Here is an 11,577-nt window from a genome sequence, read left to right on the forward strand (position 1 = left end):
CGCCTTCCCTTTGGATGCTCATGGACCGTTTTATTGAGAGCAACACGCTTGCTGAGCTCTACAGTATCCTCAGTGAGGATAGACGCTCGCTATCCAGCAGCCACTCGATGACACGCTTTGAGCGTCAGCTCATGGTCAATCGAGTCACGGCTTTTGTAGAGTTTGGCGACTATCTGATCTTGACTGAGCGCCGCCGCTACAGCGCGATCGAACGGCTGTTCAAGGCATTAATTGATCCGCTTTCGATTCCCAGGCAGACCGTCTACTACAAGCCGGAATACCCTGAAGATGAAGTGAGTGGGTATGAGGGGCTAACGGCAGTGGATACGGTAGGGCTGCTGATCGATATGGAGCATCTCGGCCTGCAGGTAGACCCGAGCAGGTTGGTCGCCGCCCTGACCCCGGAAATCAACGAGAAGAAGCTGCTGACGAACAGTGAACTTTCGGTCCTGATGTACCGACACTACCGTGGAAAGCAGTGCTTTGTGCTCAAAGCTGATCCAAACGCTGGGGAAGGGGATATCTCTGTAACCCACCACAAGGACGCTTCGGGATATAAGTTCGCAATGACCTGGAGGGGAAAAGCTGCGATTCGGCTTGAAGTGCGTGGGCCCAACTACAGCGAACCTAAACCACAGGAGTTCGTCATTTGCGACTACTGCAAGCATCGCTACCTTACCAACAGCTCTGTAGACGAACGCATCCACCACGCAGAGCATGAGTGGACTCGCCAGCTCTACGAGCCCTTGCCGAACTTTCTGTTCGCGCAGCGGCTTGCTGTCGTCCCTAGGGGGGAGCTCGTTGATCCGTCAAGCCCGCTTTGGATGCATGAGGAAGTCTTGCAGCGAGCCAGGGCGTTCAGGCGCGAGTTTGGCTACGACCGGGTTCAGTGGGATGGTTCTGCGACTAGTCCAGCCTCAGAGGGTTGGCACGGTTATCTTTTCGCTGGAGACGCTGAAGGTACGATCGCTGGCGCTTGTGGATTTTTACCTGAATCGTCGGGCCCGCACAAAGGTCAGTGGGCGCTGCACTGGATATGGTTCGCGCCGAAGTATCGGCGGAGGGGTTTGTTGTTGGCTCGCTGGGCCGATTTCCTTGAGCGCTACGGAGACTTTCATATTGAGCGACCAGTCTCGGATGCAATGCAGTCATTTCTCCGTAAACATGGCACTGCTGATCAGAGGGCCTGGCTACCATCGCCATAGCTCAAAGCTCTGGTCGTCCGTTCAAGGCTTTAAACTGTGCTCTGAAGGTCGGCACTGACACTTAGCAGAAGGTCGGTGCGCGTGGCCTGCCCCGGGATACTCAATGAGAAGCGATTGGTGGCTGGCCTTCTTGGCGAGATTGCCATCTATAAACGATTACTGGATCTGGGCATTCGAGCCGAGCTGGAAGCGGGCGCGGGCGATTGGCATGCTTACATCTTGGTTGGCAATTCAAAGTTTGGCTCACGGTTGGTGAGCCAACAACAGAATAATTTGCGCATGCGCTCACCGGGCAATTGCTATTCACGCATGACAGTGAAACGGACACCCTGCTGATGACTTTCCCGGAATAGCCGACTTGCACCTAGGGAATATGGATTGGGCAGCTCATAAACTGCGACGTTAGGACCTCGTACGTTCGCGACATAGAGAATACGCCAGCGGTTGGTTCCATCATGGCGCATCGTTACTGCCGCAGTTACTTGAGACCGCTCTAGGTCGATGTGTCCTGGATCCGCGACATGCGCCTTGACCTCGTAATGAATGAAGCCTTTCGCGTCCGATACTTTGAAGTCGAATCCTTGATCACTTTCTGGCGGAAGCCCTAGATACCTGCGGCCCATCGAAGATACCCAGTATTCGGGCCGCATATTTCGATGTTTATTGCGTAAATATTGATAGGCGGCGAGCTCCCCGGCGAAACCGATGAGGTCGCGTTGTTCTTGACTCAAATACTGTGGATCATCACCTCGATTGCTTGTGCCGCGCTTAGTCGGTCTAGGGGCAGTTCGAGGGCCAAAGACTTGTAATGCCGCAGGACCGGACCGCGTTTTGAATCCTCCACTCGCAAGAGTCTCTTGCATGGCTTGCGCAACTGCATCATACCAACCCTGAGCACCACCATCGATTTCTAATTCCCCAAACTGCAGACTACGACGTTCTTTCTGTCTGCGCGTTTCTCGTTCACGCTCCTCTAATGCTTCGAATGCCAGATCACTATCGGAAAGACCGAGCGCAACAGTGTCCAGGCTTTCCGGCATTTGATTTGGCCAGAGGCTCGCTCGGTGAAGTGCGGAGGGGACGGATCTCTCGTTGAGGGACTCGAAGTCAAGCGTACCGGATGACAGGGCAGCTCGAATCAGGCGTTCAGGTCCTTGCAACCAAAGTTCATCAAGTGGCGTCGAATTGCACTTCGCCCAAGCTCTGACCAAACGTTGCAAATGTTCCGCAATCCGCGTGAGTAGTTGGCGGTTGTGCTGGCGGACGCCGTCGATGGGACTGCCATTGGGAAAAGGGCCTGCACCAAGGCGGAGGGTTACCTGTCTATCGATTTCCTCATCTATCTGCTGTGTATCAATATCATCGAATCGTTCCACCCAATCATCTGGCAGGTGGAGCCATTTCAAAGCGACTGCTTCGCGATAGGCCTGAAGGGCTCCGTCTGCTTCAATGGATTGGGTGTACGCATCCCGTACGGCTCGCTCAACTTCAGCACGCCGATGCTCAACGCGGGAGGAGAAACGCTCCGTTAACCTTTTCTTGAACTCCAGCGGAGATCGACCAAGCGCAACTAGGCTCGCGTTCAGTACGTTGAACTCAAGCCCTAGCTCATGCCGTAGGCCGCTAAGTGTGTCGGCGTCTCGGCAGGCGCTGACGATTCTTTCGGCTTGGTCGGAGGGTATACCGTAACCAGAAATAACGGCCATCACGTCGGAATCATCTCTGAATTCGTCGGTCCGCTCGATCAATATTGCAGCCAGGTCGGTATGCCCCATGGCGTGGACGGACGGGATCAAATACTCCAATAAACGCGGCGTGGTCGCACGAAGCGATCGCCTCAGCTCGGTGATCCGAGAGACGGGTCGTCCAAGTGCTCGAGCGAGTTGCAAATCCGAGGGTGCTTTCAGCTCATGACCGTCCCGCGACATCTCGTTTCCAAACGCAGAAAATGTCAGGCGAAAAGCGTCCGTTAATCCCGGTCTGCCTATCGCCGCGGGCACGGCCGACGCGATCATGGACAGGGTAGACCAATTCAAAAACTGCCCCTCACACAGGACTGTTGGATATTCTTCGTTGGCAACCGGAAGTATGCCGTCAAGCTCGTCTGGCAGAGTGCTTGAGCTTCCATCTATCGAGACCGTGATTTCTCGGACAAAACGCAGCCGTACTCGACGGATAGCCCCTCCCAGCGCCTGGCGAGCTCGAAGGGTGTTCTGGTTGCTTAGATTTGAGCTCACTTCCAGCACCAGAACAGCGAGGTCGGCGATCCATTCACAATCTTTGCTTACGAGCAGCTCATCCGTTGCACTCGGAAAAAAAGGAACGCCGTCTGTGGTGACGGATATCGAGTCTTCATGAATTGGCTGGGCCTTACAACCCAGATACGTTGCTAGCGCTCTGATACAGCTTGCAGTCGCTGTACCTCCCACATCAATTGTGATGCGACCAAAAGAAGCCAAAATTTGTTGAAAAGTTGGCCGCGAACCGTCGTCAATGTAGATCGTTTCAACGAGTGGAGCGCTTTTGTGAAGCGTCACGGCCGTCAAGCCATCAATAGTGTCTTTAGGGATTACGAGTGTCGAAGGCAGAGCTGGGCGCAAGTCGAGCTGAGCGTACTCTGTCCATGCTTCGCGGTAGGCTTTTCGAAAGTCATCAAGAAAAGCCTCTGATATACCGCGCTCCAGTAGCTCGCCAAGTGCGGCAATACGTCGGGGTGCACTTTTTGGGTCCGACCAAGCAGGTACATTCAATTTGCCGGACAACATCTCTTGAAGGTAGCGGTTGTTTTCTATCAGCTCTCGTACCATGCGCTCCGGCCGCGGTACGAAACGAGGTATGTCACTCCTGCTGCCTAACCAGCACTGACCTAAAGTTAACCCTTCGAAATCGTCGCCCGCCGACGCGGGAATCCAAGCAGTCGACTTCAGAAAAGCGGCGATGGCGCTAGGCCAGTGAATGTAGTCGGAACGGACGCCGCGTCGGGAGAGCGTTGTCACCATAGCTTCGGCTGGAATCTTTGTGAGCGCGTTGATAATCAGTCGCCCGTATGCCAAGCGGGCAGCCCCGTTCATTGTGTCGTAGCTCGCCTGGCCGTATAGGTAGGGTACGCCATTCGTAACGTAGTCACCGCTTTGGTAGCCGAGGTCTCGTGACTGAGCGACGGCTTTGCGCCAGAAAATTCCCAGCTCCAGCTCAAAATTCTGTGTTGGTAAAAAACCATACCTCAAGCTTTGCCAGGCTGGTGAGTCCATTCGTACAGCGGCGCCTTTGCTCCAGGGAAGTCCGTCCCGTACGCCAGCGATTTTCAAAAAGTCCCGCCAGTCTTGAGCACTTTGCCCTGGGCCGGTATTCCATTCGTTCCAATCAGGAAGCATCGTCTTTGCGATTCCGGCAATCTGCTTGTCGTGGCTTGCCTCTTTACAGAGGTCAGTGAGCAAATTACCTAGCGTGTCGCGCCATCCTGCTGAGAAATAAGCGAGGCTCGCTTTGCCAATTCCGCCGCTGGCCAAGGGAACCCAGAGTCCTGCGGTCTGAAGGGCCTCGTCGAAGTCCGGGGTGCGATTTTGCTTCCATGTTCTGAAGGCCCAGGTAAGCACTGACAAAGCGTCGCGTGCGCGAGGGCGAGTTCCGAGGAGTGTTCCCAATCTTGAAACCAAGTTGATGAGACGAAACTCGGAAGCAAGTCCTGAGTTAACGAACGCCGTGACCACATCCGCAGACCAGGCAAGCGTCGGGTCGGCGAACTCGAGCCCCTTGGTTATGCAGCTTGGAGGAAAAACACCGGCGTCATCCAGGCGTTTTTTCTTCTTGGTGACACGCCCAGGGTCGGCATTGATGAAAAACTGAACTGGTTCTCCCGCTACGGATTTAGCTCCTTCGGCTCTCACAAGTTTGCGAGCTTCGTTTCTAAAAATGGGTTTGCCTCGAAGCTGCTCAAGGATGTCCTTGCGCACGCTTAGGTCAGTATAGAAATCCTCCCAATTCGCGGCTGTTGCTTTGCGTTGGCGTTCAAGGTCGGCAGCGAGTAACGGTACCCACTTTGCGAGGCGTTCATTCTCCGGCTCAAGCGGAAGCCCCACATCATCAGCAAGGCTGCGCAAGGCGGCAACTCGCCTAGCTCCCAGTTTGCGTCGCAGCAAAAATTCGCCTGTAACCTTGGCAATCCAAGTCGCACGCAGAGATTTGTATTGGTCGTCTTGCCAGTCAAAAACATGGTCAAGGGTTGCCCATCTTGCATCGCTGCCAGGTGGGCTCATTGTTGGAAGTGGGAGCGTTTCGTGCGCGACCCCTTTAGCCTGAAACGCAGTCAAGACGTGGTCTGCCGGCGCCCATGTGATGGCGTCCACAGCGGCGTGCACGTATGAGACAAGATTGATATTGGCAGCAGCTACACCGTATATCAGGTCAATGCACATCTCTGCTGCAACCTTGACCAACTCTTGATTAAGGGCGTTGTCCAGACTTAAGCCCTTACGGTCTGGGTCTGGGAAAAACGGAGCGTCCAAATGACCGTTGAAAGGACAGGGGGTTTCCATGGGTAAAAAAGCATAGTAACGACCCTCCGGAACCTCGAACCCTAGGGGGATCGCGATGCTGACCGTGGGCGCGCCTGTCCAATTTCGCCACCTCTCAACCTTGTGACGTTGTTCGACAGCCGCGTCTACAGCTCTTAAAAATCGCATCTGATCGACGGCGCGACTGATGAATAAATACGACCGATTGTCGACAACGATTTCTTCTATCTCAAGGCTGTCAATTTTCAGCGGTCGATTCAGAGGGTATCGACGACGTGTTAACTCTCGACGCGAAGTAGTGCCGTCCGGGTCAATTTTTTCAAATACGAGCTTGGTGAGCTTAGGTAGAAAGAGATTAAGCGGGGCACGCTCATCAAAAAGTGACTGCCATTCTTTTTCCATGCGAGAGGCGGCCATACGGTCGGTCAACGGCAGCCTTATCACTGTCGCAAATCCATGCGATGCATAGTCCTTTATGTCATCGGGGAAGCTATTTATCACGAGCGGCAGTTGCAAGCTGTGAGTCTTGCCGACCGCCCTTTCCGCAAGGTCGGGTTCGGCTAGGTGCAGAAGTCGCTCGCGTTGGGCCTGCTCATCAGCAAATCGAAAGCAGAACCCGTCGAACTGCGCTGCCTTATTGTCAGCTTGAGATGAGTAGATCTGAGGATCATGGCTGATCAACGTAACACTGCGAAATCCAAGTCCTTTGTGGCCAATGGAGTTTCCGGGCTGCTTTCTACTTCTTGCCGGATTCACGATTGAGTCGACATCGGCCCGGGAGAATCCATTGCCAGTGTTACAGACGTCCAGCATAGCGTGTGGGGCGGAGGCAAGATCCAGCTTCACCAAGATATGGGCATCGACATCTTCACCAGCGCCGTCGTACGCATTCTGTATGAGCTCGCGCAGAATGCGGCCATCGTAAAGGGTTGCTGCAGTGTCGGTGAGTTGACGCATGGAGTCATCTCGCTCGGACCCCAGCTCGATGCCGTGGAGCGTGAGCTTGAGCTCTCGATCAAGTATCTGCTCAAGGTAACCGGAGGGTGAAATCTCAATCGTGCGCGTGTCGCTTTCTGAGAAAGCCCCTGACGCTGGTGCAGTTACGTCGATACTCATTGTCTAGCTTCCCTGGCTGTCATGGCGTTGTGATGTCCGTACCTTCAGAAGTGTGCAGAGTATCCACACCACCAGAATAGACGTGGTTGTTAAGGACGGTCGACCGCGAGAATAGCTTTATATCGGCATTCATCATTACATCCATTCTCGAGGACTCATGAGGTGCAGCATCCTGCTTGGCATCGCGAAGTTAGTATGCTGCTGGGGCAAAATGAGGCTGCAATATGCTTCGGGTTGCCATGTGCAGGATGGTCATGGAGAGTCATAAATAGTTACTAAAATACTGTCGATAACGTTGTTCCGCATTTCGAATTGATTGCATTTCAATGCCATTAGGTGGTTTTTAGATAAGGTCCACGCTTGACATATGCATAGGGCGAGAAGGTATTGATTGATAAAAGAATCTTGAGACCTCGTGAGTGGGGTCAGGAGCAAGGATGGCCCAGTCAAAGAAAATCAAAGTCATGCTGTCCAGTCGTTGTAATGACCGCTTTCCCGCAGACAGCGATCAAACGCTCAGCAGCATCCGAGAGCAACTCAAGCGTGAGATAGAAGGCACGAAGCTATTTGGCAAACAGGTATTTGAAGTTTGGATTAACGAAGATGCACCTCCTGCGGATGGCATGCAGGACAGTTGGGACGCCTGTTTGCAAGCCGTGAGGGATTGCGATGTGCTACTAGTGCTGTCCAACGGGAATGCCGGCTGGGCCAGCGGTGATGGCGACATTGGTATTTGCCATGCGGAGTACATGGAGGGAATTGCCACCACTCGGGGGAAGGTGCGCTTCATCGCTATGCCAAGTATCCCAGCAGGCGATGGCCGGGAGGCTGAGGCTGCACGTAACCAGCGCTTCCAGGCGTTTATTGCACAACAGACACCCTTCAGGGGGGGAATGGTTTCTACCGTGGATCAACTGCGTACCCGCGTTCAGGAAGCGCTTCTTGATGCGTTGGTTGTTCTAACCCAACGTGGTGTAACCGCTGCGGCTTCGAGCCGTTTCGATATGGGTCAGGCGCTGGATTGGACACGGATGGACTTCCGTCAGCGCAAACGAGCTATGGAAACGGTGTTGCTGCAGGCGCTCAATGGTGGCAACGCCCCTGCCAGCGAAGCGTTCGCCATTGTTCCAATTGCTGGAGTCAATGTCGCTGTGCTCGTCCATGCAGTCCCGGCTGCGTTCACGGTTGCTGCTGCGCGTGAGCTGGTGGGGAAGCCTTTTCTACACGACCATGAGCATGCTGATCTGTTGAAAGGTGCAGAAGGGCCGTTGCATTTAATCGCCTGTCACCGTGGAGCGACAGAGACTCAGGCTACTGCGTTGCTAGGCTTTCCTGATGCTACGGTTGTCAGCGGTTCCTTCGGTATTTTTGTCGCTGATGATGTACAGAAAGTTCAGTTTGCTTTCCTGGCTAACTGTCGAGATGCATCGCAAACGCGCCACGCGTTCCAGCGTTTTAGGGAATGGTTGGATCAAACAGGTGAAGCGCAAATTCTGGCCAAGAGAGCCGCTTCACGCGCCAAGATTGTCAAAGTTATTGCCGCCGAACTTGAAGGGAGATAACAGGGATGTCAAAAGCACTTTTTACTGTGGGGCCCGTGTTGTCCTTCCGAGGCGTCAGCAAAACCGGGCAGTGGCAGGTGACCGCGTTAGTCGGAGTTGTAGCTGGCGCCGCATTTCCAGTTCTTTCTGTTGACGGCCAGGCTTGTCCGGTGCCGAAGGTTTTGCTGGAGCGTCCGAAAGAAACCATCCTTCGTTACGACTTGAGCTGTGATCAGCAGGCCCAGGAGCGGACAGTAAAGTTTGGTGTAGGGCAGGAAGGGGCGCAATGGCAGTTCTCCATTCCCGGTCGAGACTATGCCCCAAGAATGGCCTACGTCTCTTGCAATGGCTTTTCGGACCCTAGTGGGATGCGCAAGTTGGTGCGTCCTGAAAACGCCGTCTGGGCTGACCTGATCAGCAATCATGACAGTGGCTTGCGTACTGCAGGTTACGTGCTGGACAAGGAACAGCTTTGGCATGAAGGACGAATTCATGACAAGGGCTTGAAGCGGTTCCAACTGCTGCTGATGGGGGGCGACCAGATTTATTTTGACTCGATTTGGGAGGATGTGAAGTCCCTCAAGAAATGGGTCGGACTGTCGCGCAAGGAGCAATTGGCGTTCAAGGTAAGCGCGGCGCTGGAGAAAGAGATCGAGTCCTACTATTTCGGGCTCTATGCCAATCGTTGGCTGCCTGATACAAGGCGTGACTGGGTGCATCCCAAGCCGAACCTTGATGCTGCTGATGCGATGGCGAGAATTCCTACGGTGATGATGTGGGACGACCACGACATCTTCGACGGTTGGGGATCCTACAGTCCGGCTATGCAGCATTGCGAGTTGTTCCAGGTGCTGATGCGTCATGCGCGCAAGGCGTTCTGGGTGTTTCAGTTGCAGCATGCCCTTGATGATTTGCCGCCATTGCAATTGCTCCAACGTGCAAACGTTTCCCAGCAGGACCCACAGTATGAGCCGGTGCAATGGAGTGCACGATTAAATGGAGATCGATTAGCCTTGCCGCTCTTGGATGGTCAACCGGGCTTTAGTTTCGGCTATCACTTGGGGCCGGTATCGTTGTTTGTTGCTGATCTGCGCACTGAGCGTTCACGTACCCAGGTACTGGGGGCCGATACCTGGACTGCTATGCAGGCTTGGCTCAACACGCTCCGTGACGGTAAGCCTGCTCATCCTGGAAGCAAATGTCAGCACTTGATCTTCATGTCCTCGGTTCCGGTCGCGCACCCCAAATTGTCGCTGGCTGAAGGGTTGCTCGATACGTTTGGGCAGGATCATGTGCTCGACAGCAATGCTGATGACCTTAAGGATCATTGGTCGCACGGGGATCATGAGGGGGAACGCAAGCGACTCCTGGAATCGCTAACCCGTATTGCTGAGCAGAGAATGCTGCGGGTATCCATTGCTTCCGGGGACGTGCATGTCGCAGCGTGGGGCAGTTGCTACCGTCGGGATATTCCGCCGACGTCGAACTGGGCGCAGATTCAGCAATTTACTTCGTCAGGCGTGGTGCATCCTTCGTTGATTGGAGTGGCCGAACGGCTTTTTCTTCAGTTGCTGAACCATACAGCCAGCAAGGTCCAATCCATCGATGTGCAGCACTGTGTCGAGATGATGTTGTTCCCGGGTTTTAATCGGTATGTGATGCCGGCTCGGAACTGGTTGGCGTTTGAGTTGGACATGGGGGGCGAGACGGGATGCAAGCTGTGGGCGACATGGCGTTGTGAAACTGAGGCAGGTTTTTCCAACCATCTGCAGGCGGTACATCCGGCTCAGAAATAGTGGTTCTAGGATGGACGCTTCCAAGGGGCATGATGTGAGAGGCAGCGTAGAAGTTGTATGCGATGGCTGTGTGGGGGATGTCTTTCTTCGGCAGCGTATTCGGTGATCAATGCGATATGGCTAAGTGTTCGGTCTGTGAGCATGTGCGGCCCTGCATAGTCATTGAGGTTTTAGCGGATGATATTGCAGAGATTCTTTACAATTTCTACGGGACTGATCCGGTCATCAGAACTTCCGGTGCTGGGGGGCTGGGACGATACATTTGCGCAGGCCACCCCTTGGCGCTCATCGTCGCCGAAATTCTTGAGTGTGACGATAGTGAAGGCTCCGTCACTTCTGCCATTGTCGAATTGCTCACTGTTTGCTTGAAGCGAGGCGTTGAACCACGTTTTGAGGCTAATGCGCTGTACATGCGGCGGAGCATCCGACCGACAGACGTCGAGGAAAAATGGCAAGAATTCAAAAGTGGTGTGATGCACCGCAGTCGTTTCTTTAATGATCACGGTAAAGCGTTCCTCGATTGGTTGTTTAAAGGTATTCATCACCTCAAAGACGAAAACAACCAGGAGGTGGTGCGATTATTTGGAGTAGAAGATGGTTGGGAGCTGTATCGAGGACGCTACTGTCCGCCGTCATCGGATCGTAAAAGCATTCTTGTGTCCCCGGAAACTGAACTCTCGGCACCGCCCAAGGAAAAGGCGTGTGCAGGAAGAATGAATCCTGTTGGTGTACCTGTGTTTTATGGCGCATTTGATCGCGACACGTGCATCGCCGAGCTGCGCCCCTCGGTGGGCGGTATGGTGTTAACGGGGGCGTTTCAGTTATTACGGGATGCACGGGTACTCGATTTTGGTGTGTTGGAGAACATATTCGATTCTCAGCCTATGAGTTGTTTTGATCCGGCGTATCGAACGAATATGGAACGAAGGCAGTTTCTACGCACCTTGCACAGCAAAATTAGTTCGCCAGTCACGCCTGATCAAGAGCAGGAATATCTACTGACCCAAGTGATTGCAGAGTACCTTTCTACGCAGGTTGATCCGCCTATTGATGGGGTGATGTTTGCCTCTGTTCAGCACCAGGATGGGATCAACATTGCTCTGTTTTCACGTGTGCTCGCCAGCATTCCTTATCAGGAGAGAACCGAGGAGGACCCCATCATCGGCAATGGGCCTTTCCCATCTGGGCTTGTGTACATTCCCGATACACTAGAGGCTCACAAAATCGGCTGTGTCACCTTTGAGGTCGAGCCACTAGTTATCAACGGCGATGCCGTCGTAAGGGATTGGCGTTACGAGCAAGACCCCTATGGTGAATGGGACTATTGATCACCTAAAGAATGTTTTGGTCGGACAATGCTGTCAGAGCTGTCGAGTCGGCTTTATAAAGTCTTTCGAACCGGAGC

5 protein-coding genes are annotated in these 11,577 nt (G+C 53.8%); 4 read left to right on the forward strand and 1 reads right to left on the reverse strand.

Annotation, left to right across the window (positions count from 1 at the left end; translation table 11 throughout):
* Nucleotides 1–20 precede the first annotated feature (20 nt).
* On the forward strand, nt 21–1,205 hold the full coding sequence (locus AACY19_RS14320; RefSeq protein ID WP_339451149.1) for a GNAT family N-acetyltransferase: 1,185 nt from the start codon (nt 21–23) through the stop codon (nt 1,203–1,205).
* A 299-nt stretch (nt 1,206–1,504) separates the two neighbouring features.
* Here the strand turns inward: AACY19_RS14320 and AACY19_RS14325 are convergent, their stop codons facing one another.
* Nucleotides 1,505–6,835 (reverse strand): ATP-binding protein, encoded by a 5,331-nt coding sequence (locus tag AACY19_RS14325; protein WP_339451151.1) that lies wholly within the window; start codon nt 6,833–6,835, stop codon nt 1,505–1,507.
* A gap of 437 nt (nt 6,836–7,272) precedes the next feature.
* Here AACY19_RS14325 and AACY19_RS14330 point away from each other — a divergent pair, with 437 nt between their 5' ends.
* From AACY19_RS14330 to AACY19_RS14340, 3 genes are all read left to right on the forward strand, one after another.
* Nucleotides 7,273–8,397, forward strand: a complete 1,125-nt coding sequence (locus AACY19_RS14330) for a DUF4062 domain-containing protein (protein ID WP_339451153.1) — start codon at nt 7,273–7,275, stop codon at nt 8,395–8,397.
* Between the two features lie 5 nt (nt 8,398–8,402).
* Nucleotides 8,403–10,172, forward strand: a complete 1,770-nt coding sequence (locus tag AACY19_RS14335) for an alkaline phosphatase family protein (RefSeq protein ID WP_339451155.1) — start codon at nt 8,403–8,405, stop codon at nt 10,170–10,172.
* Between the two features lie 77 nt (nt 10,173–10,249).
* Nucleotides 10,250–11,500, forward strand: a complete 1,251-nt coding sequence (locus AACY19_RS14340) for an RES family NAD+ phosphorylase (protein WP_339451157.1) — start codon at nt 10,250–10,252, stop codon at nt 11,498–11,500.
* Nucleotides 11,501–11,577 lie beyond the last annotated feature (77 nt).

It is taken from the genome of Pseudomonas sp. EA_5y_Pfl2_R50 (assembly GCF_963970475.1).
GTDB lineage: Bacteria > Pseudomonadota > Gammaproteobacteria > Pseudomonadales > Pseudomonadaceae > Aquipseudomonas.

Coding starts and splice junctions, on each gene's coding strand:
- AACY19_RS14335 (WP_339451155.1), top strand. CDS start 8,403: ATGTCAAAAGCACTTTTTACTGTGGGGCCCGTGTTGTCCTTCCGAGGC.
- AACY19_RS14330 (WP_339451153.1), top strand. CDS start 7,273: ATGGCCCAGTCAAAGAAAATCAAAGTCATGCTGTCCAGTCGTTGTAAT.
- AACY19_RS14325 (WP_339451151.1), bottom strand. CDS start 6,835: ATGAGTATCGACGTAACTGCACCAGCGTCAGGGGCTTTCTCAGAAAGC.
- AACY19_RS14320 (WP_339451149.1), top strand. CDS start 21: ATGGACCGTTTTATTGAGAGCAACACGCTTGCTGAGCTCTACAGTATC.
- AACY19_RS14340 (WP_339451157.1), top strand. CDS start 10,250: ATGTCTTTCTTCGGCAGCGTATTCGGTGATCAATGCGATATGGCTAAG.